Annotated in this window: 20 protein-coding genes and 1 tRNA gene; 14 read left to right on the plus strand and 7 right to left on the minus strand. The window is 74.2% G+C overall.

Features of this window, described 5'->3' with window-relative positions:
* The first annotated feature begins 146 nt into the window (after nt 1–146).
* The 8 genes from I601_RS09770 to I601_RS09805 all read left to right on the plus strand — a co-directional run bounded on the left by I601_RS09770 (nt 147) and on the right by I601_RS09805 (nt 6,079).
* The gene (locus tag I601_RS09770; RefSeq protein WP_169834686.1) at nt 147–1,637 is read left to right on the plus strand and encodes an FAD-dependent oxidoreductase; all 1,491 of its coding nucleotides are present in this window, start codon (nt 147–149) and stop codon (nt 1,635–1,637) included.
* Nucleotides 1,634–2,272, plus strand: a complete 639-nt coding sequence (locus tag I601_RS09775; RefSeq protein WP_068108835.1) for an endonuclease — start codon at nt 1,634–1,636, stop codon at nt 2,270–2,272. Before I601_RS09770 ends, I601_RS09775 begins: the two co-directional genes overlap by 4 nt.
* Nucleotides 2,265–2,993 (plus strand): uracil-DNA glycosylase, encoded by a 729-nt coding sequence (locus I601_RS09780; protein ID WP_068108838.1) that lies wholly within the window; start codon nt 2,265–2,267, stop codon nt 2,991–2,993. Before I601_RS09775 ends, I601_RS09780 begins: the two co-directional genes overlap by 8 nt.
* Nucleotides 2,990–3,535, plus strand: coding sequence for a glycine cleavage system transcriptional repressor (locus I601_RS09785; RefSeq protein ID WP_157520017.1), 546 nt, complete (start codon nt 2,990–2,992; stop codon nt 3,533–3,535). Before I601_RS09780 ends, I601_RS09785 begins: the two co-directional genes overlap by 4 nt.
* On the plus strand, nt 3,532–4,107 hold the full coding sequence (gene def, locus I601_RS09790) for a peptide deformylase (protein ID WP_068108840.1): 576 nt from the start codon (nt 3,532–3,534) through the stop codon (nt 4,105–4,107). The genes I601_RS09785 and def overlap by 4 nt, the downstream gene beginning before the upstream one ends.
* Before the next feature lie 88 nt (nt 4,108–4,195).
* Nucleotides 4,196–4,272: transfer RNA gene (locus I601_RS09795), tRNA-Leu, on the plus strand.
* A gap of 165 nt (nt 4,273–4,437) precedes the next feature.
* Nucleotides 4,438–5,064 carry an SAM-dependent methyltransferase gene (locus I601_RS09800; RefSeq protein WP_068108843.1) on the plus strand — a complete coding sequence of 209 codons (627 nt, stop codon included), beginning with the start codon at nt 4,438–4,440 and terminating at the stop codon, nt 5,062–5,064.
* 151 nt (nt 5,065–5,215) lie between these two features.
* The gene (locus I601_RS09805) at nt 5,216–6,079 is read left to right on the plus strand and encodes a Bax inhibitor-1/YccA family protein (protein ID WP_068108845.1); all 864 of its coding nucleotides are present in this window, start codon (nt 5,216–5,218) and stop codon (nt 6,077–6,079) included.
* A 96-nt stretch (nt 6,080–6,175) separates the two neighbouring features.
* Here the strand turns inward: I601_RS09805 and I601_RS09810 are convergent, their stop codons facing one another.
* On the minus strand, nt 6,176–7,237 hold the full coding sequence (locus I601_RS09810) for an SGNH/GDSL hydrolase family protein (RefSeq protein WP_068108848.1): 1,062 nt from the start codon (nt 7,235–7,237) through the stop codon (nt 6,176–6,178).
* Between the two features lie 65 nt (nt 7,238–7,302).
* Between I601_RS09810 and I601_RS09815 the strand changes: the two genes are divergently transcribed.
* From I601_RS09815 to I601_RS09830, 4 genes are all read left to right on the plus strand, one after another.
* The gene (locus tag I601_RS09815) at nt 7,303–8,691 is read left to right on the plus strand and encodes a cystathionine beta-synthase (protein ID WP_068108851.1); all 1,389 of its coding nucleotides are present in this window, start codon (nt 7,303–7,305) and stop codon (nt 8,689–8,691) included.
* 51 nt (nt 8,692–8,742) lie between these two features.
* Complete coding sequence (locus I601_RS09820; protein WP_084527412.1) at nt 8,743–9,621, plus strand: DUF559 domain-containing protein; 879 nt, start codon at nt 8,743–8,745, stop codon at nt 9,619–9,621.
* A 149-nt stretch (nt 9,622–9,770) separates the two neighbouring features.
* Nucleotides 9,771–10,226 carry a Zn-ribbon domain-containing OB-fold protein gene (locus tag I601_RS09825; protein ID WP_068108854.1) on the plus strand — a complete coding sequence of 152 codons (456 nt, stop codon included), beginning with the start codon at nt 9,771–9,773 and terminating at the stop codon, nt 10,224–10,226.
* Entirely contained in the window at nt 10,223–11,425 is a 1,203-nt protein-coding gene (locus I601_RS09830) for a lipid-transfer protein (protein ID WP_237089601.1), read from the plus strand. Before I601_RS09825 ends, I601_RS09830 begins: the two co-directional genes overlap by 4 nt.
* Before the next feature lie 13 nt (nt 11,426–11,438).
* On the opposite strand, the gene I601_RS09835 is transcribed toward I601_RS09830, so the two are convergent.
* Nucleotides 11,439–11,963, minus strand: coding sequence for a GNAT family N-acetyltransferase (locus tag I601_RS09835; protein WP_218917783.1), 525 nt, complete (start codon nt 11,961–11,963; stop codon nt 11,439–11,441).
* 86 nt (nt 11,964–12,049) lie between these two features.
* On the opposite strand from I601_RS09835, the gene I601_RS09840 reads away from it, so the two are divergent.
* Complete coding sequence (locus tag I601_RS09840; protein ID WP_068108861.1) at nt 12,050–12,739, plus strand: response regulator; 690 nt, start codon at nt 12,050–12,052, stop codon at nt 12,737–12,739.
* Nucleotides 12,739–13,962: an acetyl-CoA hydrolase/transferase family protein gene (locus I601_RS09845; RefSeq protein ID WP_068108863.1), complete on the plus strand. Its 1,224-nt coding sequence runs from the start codon at nt 12,739–12,741 to the stop codon at nt 13,960–13,962. Before I601_RS09840 ends, I601_RS09845 begins: the two co-directional genes overlap by 1 nt.
* A 34-nt stretch (nt 13,963–13,996) precedes the next feature.
* On the opposite strand, the gene I601_RS09850 is transcribed toward I601_RS09845, so the two are convergent.
* The 5 genes from I601_RS09850 to I601_RS09870 form a co-directional block, all read right to left on the minus strand.
* Nucleotides 13,997–14,602 (minus strand): hypothetical protein, encoded by a 606-nt coding sequence (locus I601_RS09850; RefSeq protein ID WP_068108867.1) that lies wholly within the window; start codon nt 14,600–14,602, stop codon nt 13,997–13,999.
* Between the two features lie 124 nt (nt 14,603–14,726).
* Nucleotides 14,727–16,310, minus strand: coding sequence for a GAF domain-containing sensor histidine kinase (locus tag I601_RS09855; RefSeq protein ID WP_068108871.1), 1,584 nt, complete (start codon nt 16,308–16,310; stop codon nt 14,727–14,729).
* A gap of 39 nt (nt 16,311–16,349) precedes the next feature.
* A complete protein-coding gene (locus I601_RS09860) occupies nt 16,350–16,790 on the minus strand; it encodes a pyridoxamine 5'-phosphate oxidase family protein (protein WP_169834687.1) in 441 nt (146 codons plus the stop codon).
* Between the two features lie 117 nt (nt 16,791–16,907).
* Nucleotides 16,908–17,303, minus strand: coding sequence for a YchJ family protein (locus tag I601_RS09865; RefSeq protein ID WP_237089602.1), 396 nt, complete (start codon nt 17,301–17,303; stop codon nt 16,908–16,910).
* Nucleotides 17,300–18,154: an adenylate/guanylate cyclase domain-containing protein gene (locus I601_RS09870; protein WP_084527414.1), complete on the minus strand. Its 855-nt coding sequence runs from the start codon at nt 18,152–18,154 to the stop codon at nt 17,300–17,302. Before I601_RS09870 ends, I601_RS09865 begins: the two co-directional genes overlap by 4 nt.
* Nucleotides 18,155–18,229 lie beyond the last annotated feature (75 nt).

Genomic DNA, 18,229 nt, shown 5'->3' on the forward strand with positions numbered 1-18,229 from the left:
TCGGTGCTGACGTCCCCGAGGGGCGAAGGTCCCACCGTGCGTGGCGCTCGCCGCGCACAGGACCTCCCTGCGGGTGAGTCGTGCCGGGCACCCGCTGGCCCAGGCTGGGCCGCATCGAATGGCGACCCCGACAACAAGGAGTGCACGTGAGCGCGCAGAGCGTGTGGTGGCAGCGCCGGGGCGACCCGCCGACCCAGCCCGAGGGCCCCGACAGCCCGGGGCCGGACGAGGTCTTCGACGCCGTGGTGGTCGGCGCCGGCGTCACCGGCCTGGCGACAGCGCTCGAGCTGGTCCGCGCGGGCCGCTCGGTGCTCGTCGTCGAGGCCCGGCACCCCGGTGCGGTCACCTCGGGCCGCACCACCGGCAAGGTCTCGGCCCTGCAGGGCACCACGCTCTCGGAGCTGCGCCGCAAGCACGGCGACAGCGCCCGGGTCCCCGCCTACGTCGACAGCTCGCTGGCCGCGCTCGACTGGGTCGCGGCCTTCTGCGAGGAGCACCGGGTGGCGACCTCCCGCCGTGACGCGCTCACCTACGCCGCCTCGCGCGACGAGGTGCCGACGGTGCGCGAGGAGCACGAGGCGGCGCTGTCCCTCGGGCTGCCGGTGCGCTACGAGACCGCGCCCGACCTGCCGGTCCCCGCGCACGCCGCGACCGTGCTGCCCGACCAGCTGCAGCTCGACCCCGTCGAGCTGGTGCTCGCCATGCTCGAGCAGGTCCGATCGGGAGGCGGTCGCCTGCTCACCGGTCGCCGCGTGCAGCGGCTGCGCCAGCGCGGCGAGGTCGTGCACGTGCTGGGCGAGGACGGCCTCGACGTGCGCGGTCGCCACGTGGTGCTCGCCACCGGCGCGCCGGTGGTGGACCGCCGGATGCACTTCGCGCGCCTCACCGCGCAGCGCAGCTACCTGATGGCCTTCAGCCACCCCGACCCGCCCGAGGTGATGGCGCTCTCGGCCGGGTCGCCGGGCCGGTCCTGGCGCGGCGGCGAGCTCGACGGGCGCCGCCTGCTGCTGGTCGGGGGAGAGGGGCACGAGACCGGCCGCGGCCCCCGCGAGAGCAGCCGCGTCGACCGGTTGCGCGAGTGGAGCCAGGAGCACTTCCCCGACGCCGTCGAGCTCGGCGCCTGGTCGGCGCAGGACTACATGTCCCTCGACGGGCTGCCCCTCGTGGGTGGGCTCGGCGGGCCCAGCTCCTCGGTGAGCGTGGCGACCGGCTACCGCAAGTGGGGCCTGACCAGCGGCATCGCCGCGGGCATCGCGCTGGCCGGCGCGCAGACCGGCTCGCCCGCCCCCTGGGCCGACGAGCTGTACACGCGCCTGCCGCGGCTGCGCGACCTGCCCGCCTTCCTGGGCGTCCAGGCCGGGGTCACGCTCGGTGAGGTCGGCGCGCTCGCCAGCGGCGTACGACGCCCGCCCTCGCGGGCCGCGGTCGAGGCGGGCGGCTGCGCGGCGCTGCCGGTGTGCACCCACCTCGGCGGCACCCTGCGCTGGAACGACCACGAGCAGACCTACGACTGCCCGCTGCACGGCTCGCGGTTCTCCGCCGACGGCGAGGTCCTCGAGGGCCCCGCCACCCGGTCGTTGGCCCGCGTGCCCGCGCTGCCCCGGCTGCCCGGCACGGGAGGGCGCTCGAGCACGTGAGCGACCGGAGCCACCAGCGGATCGTCGACGACCTGCTCGAGCAGCACGGGCACACGTTCGCCGCGCAGGCGGGGATCACGCTGCGCGACAAGCCGGCCCCGCTCTTCCAGCTGCTGGTCCTGGCGACGTTGTCCGCGGCCCCGATCTCCGCCGAGGTCGCGGCCGCCACCGCGCACGAGCTCTTCCGGGCCGGGTGGCGCACGCCCGAGCGGATGCGGGCCGCCACCTGGCAGCAGCGGGTCGACGCCCTCGGCCGCGGTGGCTACCGCCGCTTCGACGAGCGCACCGCGACCGTCCTCGAGGAGTCGGCAGGGCTGCTGCTGGAGCGGCACGGCGGCGACCTGCGCCGGCTGCGGCGTGCCGCTGACGGCGACCTCGACCGGCTGCTCGACGCACTGGAGGACCTCCCGCGGGTGGGGCCGTCCGGGTCGCGGATCTTCGCCCGCGAGGTGCAGGCGGTCTGGCCCGAGGTGGCGCCGTTCTTCGACGACCGGGGGCTGGACCGCGCCGGCGCGCTGGGGCTGCCCACCGACGTCGCGGAGCTCGCGGCGACCGTCGGCGGCGACCCGGCGGAGGTGGCGCGCCTCTCGGCCGCGCTCGTGCGGTCCGCGCTGGGCGCCGGTCGCCGTGGCTGAGCGGCCCGAGCCGCGCCAGCGAGATGGCCTGGGCGAGCTCGAGAGCCGCCTGGTGCAGTGCCGCGCCTGCCCCCGCCTGGTGGCGTGGCGCGAGCAGGTGGCGCGCGAGAAGCGAGCGGCGTACGCCGAGCAGGAGTACTGGGGGCGACCGGTGCCGGGCTGGGGCGCGGGCGACCCGCGGATCCTGGTCGTGGGCCTGGCCCCGGCGGCGCACGGGGCCAACCGCACCGGCCGGATCTTCACCGGTGACCGGTCCGGCGACTGGCTCTTCGCGAGCCTGCACCGCGTCGGGCTGGCCGCGATCGCGACCAGCACCCACGAGGGCGACGGGCAGGCGCTGCGGGGGACCCGGCTGGTCTCGGCGGTGCGCTGCGCGCCGCCGGAGAACAAGCCCACGCCCGCCGAGCGCGACACCTGCGCGCCGTGGCTGGACGAGGAGCTCGAGCTGGTGCTGCCCGGGGTCGAGGTGGTGGTGGCCCTGGGTGCCTTCGGGTGGGCGGCGGCGCTGACCGCGCTGGCCCGGGTCGGGGCCGAGGTGCCGCGTCCGCGGCCCCGCTTCGGCCACGGGCTCGAGGTCCTGCTGCCCGTCGGCGGGCGGATGCTGACCCTGCTGGGCTGCTACCACCCGAGCCCGCACAACACCGCCACGGGGCGCCTGACGCGGCCGATGCTGGACGAGGTGTTCGGGCGCGCGCGGTCTCTTGCGAGGATGGAGGCGTGAGCACCGACCCCGCCGCCCCCACCAGCCTGCACGCCGTCACCGTCCTGGGCCACGACCGGCCCGGCATCATCGCCGAGGCGACCGGTCGCCTCGCCGAGCTGGGCCTCAACCTCGAGGACTCCTCGATGACGCTGCTGCGCGGCCACTTCGCGATGACCCTGGTGTGCGCGGGCCCGGTCCGGGCGCTCGAGATCGAGCAGGCGCTCGCCCCGCTGACCGGCGACGGCACGCTGACCGTGACGGTGCGCGACGTGCCCGACGAGCACGCGCAGTCACACCACACCGGATCCGGCTGGGTACTGACCGTCCACGGCGGGGACCGGGCCGGCATCGTGTCGGCCGTCGTGGGCCGGGTCGCCGAGGTCGGCGGCAACATCACCGACCTCACCACCCGCCTCGCCGGCGAGCTCTACCTGCTGATCGCCGAGATCGACCTGCCCGCGGACGCCGACGTCGCGGCCCTGGAGCGCGCCATCGGCGACGCCGCGACCGGGCTCGGCGTGGGCGCCACCCTGCGCGCTGTCGAGGCCGACGAGCTGTGAGCGAGCAGCCCGCTGCGACCACCGAGCACCCGGTCGCGGCCTGGAGCGAGGACGACCTGGGCGTCGAGGGGCGCGTGCTCGACGTCGTACGAGCGCCGGCGGTGGTGCTCTCGACGGTGGGGGAGCCGGTCGACCCCTGCAGCCCGGACAGCGTCCAGCTCGCCGCCGACCTCGTCGCGACCATGCGCGTCAGCCCCGGCTGCGTGGGCCTGGCCGCCCCGCAGGTCGGTGTCAGCGCCCAGATGTTCTGCGTCGACGTCTCCGAGCACCCCAAGACCCGCGGGCACCACGGCACCTTCGTGCTGTGCAACGCCGAGGTGGTGGCCTCGAGCCGCAACGAGAAGGCCCGCGAGGGGTGCATGAGCGTCCCCGACCTGACCGGCGACGTGAAGCGCGCCTCGCGGCTCACCGTGCGCGGCCGGCTGCCCGGCACCGGCGAGGAGGTCGAGATCGAGACCTCGGCCTTCGAGGCCCGCGCGCTGCAGCACGAGATCGACCACTGCCAGGGCCTGCTCTTCGTGGACCGGGCCGCCGGCGCGCACGCGATCTACTCCCGCAAGACCTACCTGTGATCCGCCCCTGACCCCGCCCGCGGGACGTCATACGCTCGGCACCGACGTACGTCCCGCCCGTATGACGTCCCGCGGCCGGGACGGACCGGCCCCCGTATCCCAATCGGCAGAGGAAACCGCCTTAAAAGCGGCTCAGTCTGGGTTCGAGTCCCAGCGGGGGCACCACGCGCAGGGGGTAGGCTCGCGGGTGGGGAGGGATAGAGCACCGGCCGCGAATGCCCCCCATCCTGTGGTCGATGCTCCTGCCCCCGGCAGGGCCGTGCGTGGGCCCCGGCCCGCGAGAACCACCCCCCGGCCCTGCCGTCACCCACCCGGTTGCATAGTGGAGCAATGAGCGAGCACGGGGCCGGTCCGATGTGGACCGCGGAGTTCTGGGACGAGCGCTACGCCGAGAAGTCGGCCATCTGGAGCGGGCGGCCCAACGCGCGGCTGGTGGAGCACGTCGCCTCGCTGCCACCCGGCACGGCGCTCGACGTCGGCTGCGGGGAGGGTGCCGACGCGCTGTGGCTGGCCGGCCGCGGCTGGCAGGTCACCGGGGTCGACCTCTCGCAGGTCGCCCTGGACCGGGCGGCCGCCCGGGCCCGCGAGGAGGGCCTCGAGATCGACCTGCGCCAGCGCGACCTCATCAGCGCCCCGGTGCCCGGCACGTTCGACCTGGTCTCGGTGTTCTTCATGCACGTCCCGCGCCCGGTCTTCGACGGCCTCTACGCCAAGCTCGCCGCGGCGGTCCGTCCCGGCGGTTCGCTGCTCGTGGTGGCCCACCACCCCGACGACGAGCACACCGGGGTCCGTCGTCCGCGCGGCGAGGACCTGCTCTTCGGCCCGGAGCGGGTCACGGCCCTGCTCGACGACGGCGAGTGGGACGTGCGGGTCGCCGACACCCCCACCCGCAGCCAGGACCTCGACGGCGCGCCGGTGACGGTCACCGACACGGTCGTGCACTCCGTACGCCGCTGACGGCCCCCAGTTCTCGGGAACTTCTCAGCCGGGCCCGACACGTTCCGGGAACGTCGACGCCCGGCCCTGCGTTGCACACAGCAGAGCCACTACAGTGGAACGATTGCAGCGGCCGCGAGAGCGGCCACCACCCGGCCTCCAAGGAGAGACCATGAAGAGCAGCAACCCCGTGTTCTCGCGCTCGGAGTCGTTCAACCGCTCCGGCGCGAACGCCTACAGCAGCCCGACCCACACCGGCGGCTACGGCTCCGACCCCTCGACCTGGGGCACCGGCACTCCCGGTGACACCGGCTACGCCGCCCCCCAGGCGCCCGCCGCCCCCATGACCATCGACTCGGTGGTCCAGAAGACCGCGATCACCCTCGGCGTCGTCGTGCTCGCCGCGTTCGTGACCTGGATCCTCACCCCCGACCTCACCGACAACACCCAGGCCGGTGGCGCGCTGTACGCCGCGCTGATGTTCGGCAGCCTGGGCGCCTTCGCGCTGTCGATGGTCCTCTCGTTCAAGAAGGTCATCAGCCCCGCGCTGGTGATCGCCTTCGCCGTGCTCGAGGGCGTCGCGATGGGCGCGTTCTCGAAGTTCATCGAGCAGACCTTCGTGCCCGAGGGTGCCGGCTCGATCGTGATCCAGGCCGTCGTCGGCACCTTCGCCGCGTTCGCCGGCACCCTGGCCGCCTACAAGTTCTTCAACATCCAGGTCGGCCAGAAGTTCCGCACCTTCGTGGTCGCGGCGATGTTCGGCATGGTCGCCCTCGGTCTCCTCGAGATCGTCCTGGGCATGTTCGGCAGCGCGGTCGGCTTCCTCGGCTTCGGCGGCTTCGGCCTGCTGTTCGCGGTCGCCGGCCTGGTGCTCGGTGTCTTCATGCTGATCCTCGACTTCGACTTCGTCGAGCAGGGTGTCGCCAACCGGATCCCCGAGCAGGAGTCCTGGCGTGCGGCGTTCGCGCTGACCGTCAGCCTGGTCTGGATCTACACCAACCTGCTGCGCATCCTCGCGATCCTGCAGAGCGACTGACCCACCTCGCTGCGCCCGTCCCGGGCGTGAGAGCACCAGAAGACCCCCGGAGCACCGCTCCGGGGGTCTTCTGCGTGGCCGGGTCCTCCCAGGCGATCAGACCTCGGCGGGGGCGTCCGGCGCGTCGGTCCCGTCGCCCCGGGCGGGCTGGTCGGGCTCGTCGTGCTCGTCGGGGGTCTCGCCCGCGGTCTCGGGGTGGCGGCGGCGGTGCCGCAGCTCGACCCACAGCCCGCGCACTCCGCGCCGGTCGCCGCCGACCTGGGTGCCGCCGAGCTCGGTGCCCGGGGTCTTGACGGCCTGGATGGCGGCATCGGTGATGGGCAGCACGCCCTCGCCGCGCAGCGACTCGAGGCCGTGGTCGTCCTCGATGACGCCGAGGGCGGCCAGCACGCTGGGCAGCAGCACCGTCACCAGCGACCGGTAGCCGGTGGCGGAGGGGTGGAACTGGTCGGGGCCGAAGAGCAGCGCCGGCGCCGCGGCGAACTCGGGTCCGAGGATCGAGCTCAGCGAGACGGTGCGCCCACCTTCCTCGATGACCGCGATCGTCTGGCCGGCGGCGAGGCGGCGCGACCAGGCGCGGGCCACCTGCTTCAGCGGCGGCGCGATCGGCTTGAGGGTGCCGAGGTCGGGACAGGTGCCCACCACGACGGCCACGCCGGCCTCCTGCAGGCGGCGTACGCCCTCCTGCAGGTGCCGGATCGAGGTGGCCGGGGTGACGATGTGGGTGACGTCGTTGGCGCCGACCAGGATCAGCGCCACGTCGGGCTCGATCGGCAGCGCCCGGTCGATCTGGTCGTCGAGGTCGGAGCTCTTGGCGCCCACCACCGCGAAGTCGCGCAGGTAGACCCGCCGGTCCGCGTGCTCGGCGACGCCGCTGGCCACCAGGGCTCCCGGGGTCTGCTCGACCCGGTCGACGCCGTAGCCGGCGGCGCTGGAGTCACCGAGCAGCGCGACCTTGATCGCGGGGCCGGGACGCCCGCGGCCGTACCAGCCGGTCGGGTCCGGGGGCGGGTGGTCGTGGATCGGCCCGATGGTCTTGCGGGCGAGCTTGGCCTCGGCGGTCAGGACGCCGTACAGGCCGGCTCCGAGCACGGAGAGACCGCCGCCGCCGTAGGCCGCGGCCGACGCGAGCTTGCGTGCTGCCGCTGCCTTCCCCATGGCCTGGAGTCTAGAGGGACGGCCAGGTTTGGTCGCGATCGCCCGCACGCACCTAGATTGGGGCCATGCAGTACGTCGACTCCGTCCTGGACCTGATCGGCAACACCCCGCTCGTGCGGCTGCGTCGCACCCTCGACGGGCTGGCCGATGGCCCCCTCGTGCTGGCGAAGGTGGAGTACCTCAACCCCGGGGGGTCGGTGAAGGACCGCATCGCCACCCGGATGATCGAGGCCGCCGAGGCCTCCGGGGCGCTGCAGCCCGGCGGCACGATCGTGGAGCCCACCTCGGGCAACACCGGTGTCGGGCTGGCGATGGTGGCCCAGGAGAAGGGCTACCACTGCATCTTCGTGTGCCCCGACAAGGTCAGCGAGGACAAGCGCAACGTGCTGCGCGCCTACGGCGCCGAGGTGGTGGTCTGCCCGACCGCGGTGGCCCCCGAGCACCCCGACTCCTACTACAACGTCTCCGACCGCCTGGCCTCGCAGCCCGGCGCCTGGAAGCCCGACCAGTACTCCAACCCGCACAACCCGCGCAGCCACTACGAGACCACCGGACCCGAGATCTGGGCGCAGACCGAGGGGCGGATCACGCACTTCGTCACCGGCATGGGCACCGGCGGGACGATCTCCGGGGTCGGGCGCTACCTCAAGGACCAGAACCCCGACGTCCAGGTCGTCGGCGCGGACCCCGAGGGCTCGGTGTACTCCGGGGGCACCGGTCGGCCCTACCTCGTCGAGGGCGTCGGTGAGGACTTCTGGCCCGATACCTACGACCGCTCGGTCGCCGACCGGGTCATCGAGGTCTCCGACGCCGACTCCTTCGCCATGACCCGGCGCCTGGCCCGCGAGGAGGCGCTGCTGGTCGGTGGCTCGTGCGGCATGGCCGTGGTCGCCGCACGGCAGCTGGCCCACGAGCTTGCCGAGGACGGCCGCACCGACGCGGTCATCGTGGTCCTGTTGCCCGACTCCGGGCGCGGCTACCTGACCAAGATCTTCAACGACGACTGGCTGGGCCAGTACGGCTTCGCCACCAGCGAGAACCAGGACCACACCCGCACCGTCGGCGAGGTCCTGCGCGGCAAGGCCGGGGAGCTCCCCGACCTCGTGCACACCCACCCGAACGAGACGATCGCCGAAGCCGTCGCGATCCTGCAGGAGTACGGCGTCTCCCAGATGCCGGTCGTGCGCGCCGAGCCGCCGATCGTGGCCGCGGAGGTCGCCGGCTCGGTCTCCGACCGGGCCCTGCTCGAGGCCGTCTTCGCCGGGCACGCCCGCCTCACCGACAAGGTCGAGGACCACATGTCGCCGGCCCTGCCGACGATCGGGGCCTCGGAGGAGGCGTCGTCGGCCGTGGGGATGCTGGAGTCCGCCGACGCGGTGCTGGTCCACGAGGACGGCAAGCCCGTCGGCGTCCTGACCCGTCAGGACCTGCTGGCCTACCTCGCCCGCTCCTGAGCCTGTGGAGGAGCGGATGCGCTTCTCCTCGCGTCCCCCCAGGGTGGGGGCATGGACGTCGTGGACCTCGTCGCCGACCTCGGTGGGGTCGCGCGCCGCTCGGTGATCCAGAAGGTCGTGCCGCGCGCCGACCTGGATCGTGCCGTGGCCGGAGGCCTCCTGGTGCGCGACGCTCGCGGCCTCTACGTGCTGCCCGGTGTGGACGATGCCCGGCGGGCCGCGGCGCGGCTCGGCGGGGTGCTGTGCGGGCCGAGCGCGGCGCTGCTGCACGGCTGGGGGGTCAAGACCGCACCGGACCGACCGCACGTGCTGGTCAGCCGGGGGCGACGCGTGCCACCGCGAGAACGCCACCGGGTCCACCTCCACCGCGGCGACGGGGTGCCGCACGAGGACGGCGTGGTCGTCGCCGAGGTCGCCCTCGAGCAGTGCCTGCGGTGGCTGCCCTTCGACGAGGCGCTCTGCGTCGCGGACTCGGCACTGCGCGAGGGGATGGCCCCCGGGGTACTGGCGCGCCTGGCCGACGGTGCCGGTCCCGGGGCGCGGAGCCTCGCGAGGGTCTGCGCGCTGGCCAGCCCGCTGGCGGCCAACCCGTTCGAGTCGACGCTGCGCGCGATCTGCGCCGGGGTGCCGGGGCTCCAGGTCGTCCCCCAGGTGGTGATCGCCGGGCTCGGGGTGCGTCCGGACCTCGTCGACGAGCGGCTGCGCATCGTGCTGGAGGCCGACTCCTTCGAGTGGCACGGCGGCCGGGCGGCGCTGGCCGCCGATGCGCGGCGGTACAACCTGCTGGTGGTGGAGGGGTGGCTGGTGCTGCGGTTCAGCTACGAGGAGGTCATGGGCGAGCCCGACCGCGTGCAGGAGGTGCTTCGGCAGGCGGTGGCGCTCGCCGAAGTGCTGAGGGAACGTGGTCGGCGCAGGGGCGGCGCCGCGTGAGGCCGTGGGTCCCGACCAGCTCGTGGACCCTTTGCTCAGCACTTCGGCGAAGGACCCGTGCGCCCTCGGCGTCGACCCAGTGAGACGCCGGTGGTGGGCGTGCGTCGGGGCCTCTAGGGTCGAGAACCCGTTCTACCTCTGGAGCTCGTATGACTGCACCGGCCATCGAGGGATGGTTCACGACCGGACCCGACCCGACCTTGACGGGGGAGCGGTGCACCACGTGCACCACCGTGTACTTCCCCCCGACGATCGCGGCCTCCGGTTTCTGCCGCAACCCCGCCTGCAGCGGCGAGGAGTTCGAGCGCGTGCAGCTCTCGCGCCGCGGGCGCGTCTGGTCCTACACCGACGCGCAGTACCAGCCGCCGAAGCCCTACTCGGCTCCTGAGCCCTTCGAGCCGTTCGCGCTCGCGGCGGTCGAGCTGCCCGAGGGCATCGTGGTGCTCGGCCAGGTCGCGCGCGGCTACGGCGTGGGCGACCTCAAGGTCGGCGCCGAGGCCGAGCTGGTCGTCGAGCCGGAGGCCGTGGGCGACAAGCTGATCTGGAAGTGGCTGCCCCTGGGGTCGGGCCACGTCACCGAGCTGGGCGAGGAGGCCGACCAGTGAGCGCTCGGACGAGTGGACCGGGCGTCGCCGTCGCGGGTGTGGGCATGCACCCGTGGGGCAAGTGGGGCCGCAGCTTCGTGCAGTACGGCGTGCACGCCGCACGTGCGGCGCTCACCGACGCCGGCGTCGCGTGGACCGACGTCGACCTGGTGGTCGGCGGCGAGACCGTGCGCAACGGCTACGGCGGCTACGTCGCCGGGTCGACCTTCGCGCAGGCGCTGGGCTGGAACGGCGCGCGGATCGCGACGTCGTACGCCGCGTGCGCCACCGGCGCGCAGGCGCTCGACACCGCTCGGGCCCGGATCCTGGCCGGCCTCAGCGAGGTCGCGCTGGTCGTCGGCGCCGACACCACTCCCAAGGGCTTCCTGGCGCCCAACGCCGGTGAGCGCTGGGACGACCCCGACTGGCTGCGCTTCCGCCTGCTGGGGATGACGAACCCCGCCTACTTCGCGATGTACGCCCGCCGGCGGATGGACCTCTACGGCGCGACGTCGGAGGACTTCGCGCAGGTGAAGGTGAAGAACTCCAAGCACGGGTTGAACAACCCCAACGCGCGCTACCGCAAGGAGGTCGCCGTCGAGGACGTGCTGGCCAGCGCGGTGGTCAGCGACCCGCTGCACCTGCTCGACATCTGCGCCACCTCCGACGGCGCGGCCGCGGTCATCCTGGTCTCCGACGACTACGCCCGTCGCCACGGCCTGGTCGACCCGGTCCGGATGAAGGCGGTCTCCACCGTCACGCCGACCTTCCCGAACACGGTGCTCGACATGCCGATGCTCTCCACCGACTCCAGCGGCGGCGTCGAGCCCGAGCGCACCTTCAAGGAGTCGCTGGCGCTGGCCGCTTACGAGGAGGCCGGCCTCGGCCCCGAGGACGTCGACGTGGCCGAGGTCTACGACCTGTCCACGGCCCTCGAGCTGGACTGGATCGAGGACCTGGGGCTGTGCAAGCGCGGTGAGGCCGAGTCGCTGCTGCGCGCCGGCGACACCACCGTCGGTGGCCGGATCCCGGTCAACCCGTCGGGTGGACTGGCCTGCTTCGGCGAGGCCGTGCCCGCCCAGGCGCTGGCCCAGGTCTGCGAGCTCACCTGGCAGCTGCGCGGTCAGGCCGAGGGCCGCCAGGTCGAGGGCGCCCGGGTCGGCATCACCGCCAACCAGGGGCTCTTCGGCCACGGCAGCGCGGTCGTGCTCACGCGCTGACCCAGCGCTGCGCTCAGACGACGGCGGGGAGGACCATCAGCAGCAGGTCCTCCTCGCTGTCGGGCAGCCACGGCGGCCGCATCCGGCCGACCTGCTGCCAGCCGCGGTGGAGGTACACCTCGAGCGCGGTCCCGTGGCTGGTGACGACGTCGAGCACCGGGGTGCGTCCCGCCGCGTGCAGCCACGCCACCGCCGTGTCGAGCAGCAGCCCGCCGATCCCGGTGCCGCGCACGGCGACGTCGGTGAAGAGCACCTCGACGATGCCGAGGCCGGCCGCGTCCGGCAGGTCCAGCGCGTCGAGGAACGCCTGCTCCACGCCGCCGCGGGGCGGCCCGACCGCGACGTGACCGACGGGTCGGCCCCCGACCTCCGCGACCCAGGCGCGCTCCTGGCCGTCGCGCACCACGAACTGCTCGACGGGGAACGGCAGCGGCCAGCGCATCGGGTACGACGACGTCGGCTGCTGCGCGGCCAGTGCGGCGACCAGGTCCGGCAGGTCCGCGTCGCGGCGCTCTCGGACGGTGGGGGTGGGGTGCACGGCGGCCATCGTGCCCGACGACCGCGCGCACCGGACGCCCGAGGTGATAGACGTACGAGGACGCATCCGTCACCGAGGAGCCCACCATGGCTGAGCAGACCACGACCGACACCGACTCCGGGACCGCTCCGATCCGGGTCTTCCTGCTCGACGACCACGAGGTGGTGCGCCAGGGCCTGCGTGCCCTGCTGGAGGCCGCGGGCGACATCGAGGTGGTGGGGGAGTCCGGGCTGGCCGCGGAGGCCACCGCCCGCATCCCGGCCCTGCAGCCGGACGTCGCGATCCTCGACGCACGCCTGCCCGACGGCTCCGGCATCGAGGTGTGCCGTGCGGTGCGCGCGGTCGACCCGTCCGTGCGCGCCCTGATCCTGACGTCGTACGACGACGACGAGGCGCTCTTCGCCGCGATCATGGCCGGGGCGTCGGGCTACGTGCTCAAGGAGGTGACCGGGATGAACCTCGTCGGCGCGATCCGCCAGGTCGCCGCCGGCAACTCGCTCATCGACCCGTCCCTGACGGCGCGGGTGCTGGAGCGGGTGCGCAACGGCCCGGCGACCGCGCCCGAGCTGGCCGACCTCACCGAGCGCGAGCTGGAGCTGCTGGCGCTGATCGCCGAGGGGCTGACCAACCGCCAGATCGGGGAGCGGATGTTCCTGGCCGAGAAGACGGTGAAGAACTACGTCTCCGCCATCCTCGCCAAGCTCGGCCTCGAGCGGCGCACCCAGGCCGCGGTCCTGGCCAGCCGCCTCCTCGGCCCCGACGACCGGACCCGCTGATGGCGGGACCGGCGGACCTGCGCAGCGCCCTGCGCCGCCTGCCGGCCGACCCGCGCGTCGTCGTGGCCGGCAACTACGCCACGCCGTGGCACACGCTGGGCCTCGTCGACGAGGCGCTGGCGTCGTACCGGCTGTGGATGCTCAACGCCCAGACCGGGGTCCCGGACCGGGACGGCGTGACCCTCGAGACGTCGTTCGTGGGACCGGGCATGCGGCGGAACCCGCGGCTGAGCTACATCCCCTCGCGGCTCTCGATGGTGCCGACCCTCTTCGCCACCGCGCTGCCGCCCGACGCCGTGGTCCTGCACACCACCCGGCCGCGCGGGGGCCGGGTGTCGCTGGGCGCCGAGGTCAACGTGCTGCCCGCCGCTCTCGAGCAGGTACGCCGCCGCGGCGGGGTCGTGGTCGCGCAGGTGTCGCGGCACGTGCCGTGGACCTTCGGGGACGCCGAGATCGACGTCGACCAGGTCGACGTGCTGGTCGACGCCGACGAGCCGCTGCTGACGACCCCCGAGGCGGCCATCGGCGACGACGCCGCCCGGATCGGTGCGCTGGTCGCGGAGCGGGTCCAGGACGGGGCGACGCTGCAGACCGGGATCGGGGCCGTGCCGGACGCGACCGTGAGCGGCCTGGTCGAGCGCCGCGGGCTGCGGGTCTGGAGCGAGATGTTCTCCGACTCGGTGCTGCGGCTGGAGCGGGCCGGGGCGCTGGACACCTCGGTGCCGATCACGGCCTCGTTCCTCTTCGGGTCCGAGGAGCTGCTGGAGTGGGTGGACGGCAACGACCGGGTCCACCTCGCCCGCACCGAGGTCACCAACGACCCCGGGCGGATCGCGCGCAACCCTGCGATGGTCAGCGTCAACACCGCCCTCCAGGTCGACCTGTTCGGCCAGGCCAACGCCTCCCGGATCGACGCCCGCATCCACTCCGGCTTCGGGGGCCAGACCGACTTCATCGTCGGGGCCCTGCACAGCCCCGGTGGCCAGGCGATCCTCGCGCTGCGCTCCTGGCACCCCAAGGCCGACTGCTCGACGATCGTGGCGATGGTCGACGAGCCGGTGACGTCGTTCCAGACGAGCGCCGTGGTGACCGAGCAGGGGGTCGCCGAGGTGTTCGGCAGCTCCGAGGGCGAGCAGGCGCGTCAGCTCATCGAGCACGCCGCCCACCCCTCGGTGCGAGAGGAGCTGCGCGAGGAGGCCCAGGCCCTCGGCCTGCGCTGGTGAACGCAGGCCGACGACCCGGGCGGGACGTCGCTGCTCAGCGCAGGGCGGGCATCTTCTGCACCAGCGGCGTACGGCGCCAGGTGCGGCCCAGGCCCCAGGTGTCGCCGGCGTGGAAGAGCGCCAGGACCACGAGGGTCAGGCCGCCCAGCAGGTGCTCGTCGAGCACGGGGTTGTTGGCCGGGGGCAGGGCGACGGTCCACATCAGCACGTAGAGCAGCGCGCCGCTGGCGGCCGCGATCCGCATCCCGATCCCGAGGGTGAGCGCCAGGCCGATGCCCAGCAGGCCGACCATGAACAGGACGTCGGCCCAGGCGGCGCCGGCGACCGAGCCGTAGAGGTCGGCGAAGGGTCCCTTCGCACCGAAGGCGAGGAACCCCTCGGTGGGGCTGCCGCCGTTCACCCAGGCCGCGTCACCGAAGCGGTCGACGACTCCCTCGGGGTTCTTCCCGGTGGCGAAGCCCAGGGCCAGCAGCTTGTCGAGGAACGCCCACAGGAACGTGAGGCCGAAGCCGATGCGCAGCAGCGCGAGCGCCCGGTCCCCCAGCGTGCCGCCGTGCGGTGCCGCGGTGCCCCCCGTCGCTGCGCCCTCCCCGGACGGGTCGGAGCGGGGTGCGGACTGGGACTGCGTGGTGGTGCTCACAAGGGGCCTCCGGACGTCGGGGCGCCCTCAGGTCGGGGCTCCTCCGCGTTGATCCTCGGGGTCGCCGGCGCCACGGCCCAGGGGACTGGGTCACCGCTCGAGGTGCCATAGGTCCCGGTGGGCGTCAGCCGACGGGCACCCGCCACACGAACGACGTGCCGCGGGGCTCACGGCGGCTGATGTGGCAGGACCCGCCCAGGGCCGCGGCGCGGCGCCGGGCGTTGCGCAGACCGCTCTCGTCGACCTGGGCGGGCAGCCCGACGCCGTCGTCGTCGACGCGCAGCACCAGCTCGACGTCGCCGAGGCTGAGGTCGACCTCGGCGTGGTCGGCCAGCGCGTGGCGCGACAGGTTCGACAGCGCCTCGCGCAGGACCGGCACCAGGTGCTCGGCCACCGTGGTCGGCACCCCGGTGTCCAGCGGCCCGGCGGTGCGCACGGCGGGGGTGAAGCCGAGCGCGGGGACGTACTCGCGCACCAGGGTGCGCACCTCCGAGCGCAGCGAGCCTCGGGTGCGGTGCTGGAGCTCGAAGATGGAGCCGCGGATGTCACGGATCGTCAGGTCGAGGTCGGCCACGGCCTTGTCGAGGCGCCCGGCCAGCTCGGGGCCGGCCATCATCTGCGCGCCCTGCAGCTGCAGGCCGGTGGCGAAGAGGCGCTGGATGACGACGTCGTGCAGGTCGCGGGCGATCCGCTCGCGGTCGGAGATCACCGCGAGCTCGGCCCGCTCCTCGAGCGCCTGGGCCCGGTCGAGCGCCAGCGCGGCCTGGTCGGCGTAGGAGATCATCAGCTCGCGCTCCTCGACGTCCAGCGAGCCGTGCCCGCCCTCGAGGAGCAGCACCAGCGCGGTCCGCTCGACCAGGTGGGCGCGCAGCGGCACCACCAGGGCGTGGTACGCCGCCACCTCGCCCTCCGTCGGCTCGGTGCCGGAGGTGAGCAGGCCCAGGGCCGCGGTCACGGCCGCCCGCACCTCGTCCTCGTCGGAGCGGTCCCCGGCCAGCACCGCCGCCTGCACGGCCTCGTCGACCGGTCTGGCCAGGGCGACGACGGCCGCCGCCCGGGCGTGCGCCAGGGTGCACGCCGACCGCGCGATGTGCTCCAGCGCCTGCTGGCGCGCCACGGGCGGCTGCAAGGCGTCGCTGAGCTCGGCGGTGGCCTGCAGCAGCTGCCGACGCCGCTCGCTGAGTCCGTAGGCGCGGGCGTTGTCGATCACGAAGCCGGCCGCCGACGCGAGCGCCTCGACCAGGCTCGTGTCGGCCTCGGTGAACTCGGCGGCGCTCTCCTTCTCGGTGAGGTAGAGGTTGCCGAAGACGATGCCGCGGATGCGCACCGGCACCCCGAGGAACGACCCCATGGGCGGGTGGTGGGGTGGGAACCCGAACGACCCGGGGTGCTGGGACAGGTCGGGCAGCCGCAGCGGCTCGGGGTGGTCGATGAGCAGCCCGAGGATGCCGCGCCCGCGCGGCAGGTCCCCGATCTGCTCGCGCACGTGCGAGTCCATGCCGGAGGTGATGAACTCGCTGAGGTCCCCGTCGGGACCCACCACCCCCAGGGCGCCGTACCGGGCCCCGGTCAGCTCGCGGGCCGACTCGACGATCCGGGTCAGCACGCTGGGCAGGTCGAGGTCGGAGGAGATCGCGACGACGGCGTCGAGCAGGGCCTGGGCCGAGCCGGCGAGCTCGGGGTGGCGCGAGACCTGGCGGTGGGGCATGGCCCCATCCTCACAGGTGCCCGCTCACCGGGTGTGGGCTCACAGGTTCCGGCGCGCGGGCATGGCGGACATCGGGTCCCACGTGTCGCCCAGCCGGCGCCCGGAGATCTGGGTCCACCCGATCGCGACGTACAGCGAGCGGGTGCCCGCCGCCCAGGGCCGGGGCTCCCAGACCTTGCGCACCACCTCGAGGTCGGCGGCGTCGCTGATGACCTCGCTGCGACCGCGGGCCACCACGCTCCACCCGCGCTGGCGCTCGTGGTCGAAGCCGTCGACCTCGAAGGCCAGCACCGCCCCGCGCGCGTTGCTGCCCAGCACCGAGTAGGGCGTGGTGCGCAGGATGATGCGGCTCTCGACGACGGCGTAGTTGACCGGCACGATGTGCGGCCCGTCCGGGGTCGAGATCGCCACCCGGCCCACGAGCCCGGCGCGCAGCAGCGCCTCGCACTCGCTCTCGGACAGCTCGACGGACTCGGGCACGGCGACCTCGCAGGTAGGTGGGGTGGTGGCGCCACCCATCGTGCCGCCGCCGCGGGGAGCGCCGCAGGGTCCTTGGTCCCGACCTGGGGGGCCGCTGGTCGGGTCGCGGGTCGGGGCTCAGCCGCCGAAGGTGCCGTCGACGTAGACCCAGTGCCCCGCGCGCTTCTCGAAGCGGCTGCGCTCGCGCATCGTGCCGGGCCGGCCGCCGTCGACGTAGTGGGCGGCGAACTCCACCCAGTCCTCGCCGTGGTCGAGCACCTCGAGCCCGGTCCAGGTCCGCGCGGGGTCGATCCCGTTCTCGATGAGATCGGCGGGCCGGGTGCGCGGGTGCCAGGTGCGGAACAGGTGGTCGACGTGGCCGACGACGAAGGCCGAGTAGCGGCTGCGCATCAGCTCCACCGCGCTGTCGGCGCGGCGGGCGCCGCGGTGCAGCGGCCCGCAGCAGGCGTCGTACGCCGCTCCGGTGCCGCACGGGCAGGGCCCCGGGGTGGGCCGGGTGCCGAACAGGCTCACGTCTCCACCACCAGCCGCCACAGGGCGTGCTCACCCGGGAGGCCCTTCAGCTCGACCTCGCCGGCCTCCTCGAAGCGCATCCGACGCTCGTCGGTGCCCTCGACCTCGAGCCGCACCGCGTCGGTGACGAGCACCTCGCCGCCGTCGGCGAGGTCGGCGACGCGGGCGGCGATGACCACGTTGCGCCCGAAGTAGTCGCCGTCACGGGTGATCACCCGCCCGCTGTGCACGCCGATGCGCACCTTGACCGCCGCCAGGCGCAACCGCGGGTCGAGGGTCCGCGCGAGCGTGCGCTGGATGCCGCGGGCGGCCCGCACGGCCGAGTAGGGGTCGCGGAAGGCGACCATGAACCCGTCGCCGGCGCTCTTGACCACCTGGCCGTGGTGCCGCGCGACCCGGGCCCGCACCACCTGGTCGTGGGCCTCGAGCACCTTGACCCAGGCGCGATCGCCGAGCCGGTGGTTGAGGCTCGTCGAGCCCTCGATGTCGGAGAACATCAGGGTGACCGTGCCGTCGGAGGAGGCCATCTGCAGGACGTCGGGCCGCTTCTCCAGCGCCCAGGTCTGGAGGTCCTCCAGCGACGATCCGACCATGCCGACGACGCCCTGCCGGCGCACCCTGCCGGCGGTGCCGACGACGGCCCGCAGCGCGCGCTCGGCCGGGGAAGGGGCGGCGGCGGGCCGCAGGGCGGCGTCGAGGTCGGCCTCGAGCTGCTGCAGCATCCGCCGGGCCACGTCGAGCTCCCGGCGGGCCTGGGCGAGCAGGTGCAGCGCGACGACCAGCCCGACCACCAGCGCGGCGACCAGGACGACGGCGAGGACCACGCTGGTCACCACCGTCGCCTCGAGCACCCCCGCAGCCTAGGGCTCACGACCGGGACCGCAGGACGTGGATCGGGACCTTGGTCCCACCGGGTCCCGACCTGG

Source organism: Nocardioides dokdonensis FR1436 (assembly GCF_001653335.1).
In the GTDB taxonomy this organism is placed as follows: Bacteria; Actinomycetota; Actinomycetes; order Propionibacteriales; family Nocardioidaceae; genus Nocardioides; species Nocardioides dokdonensis.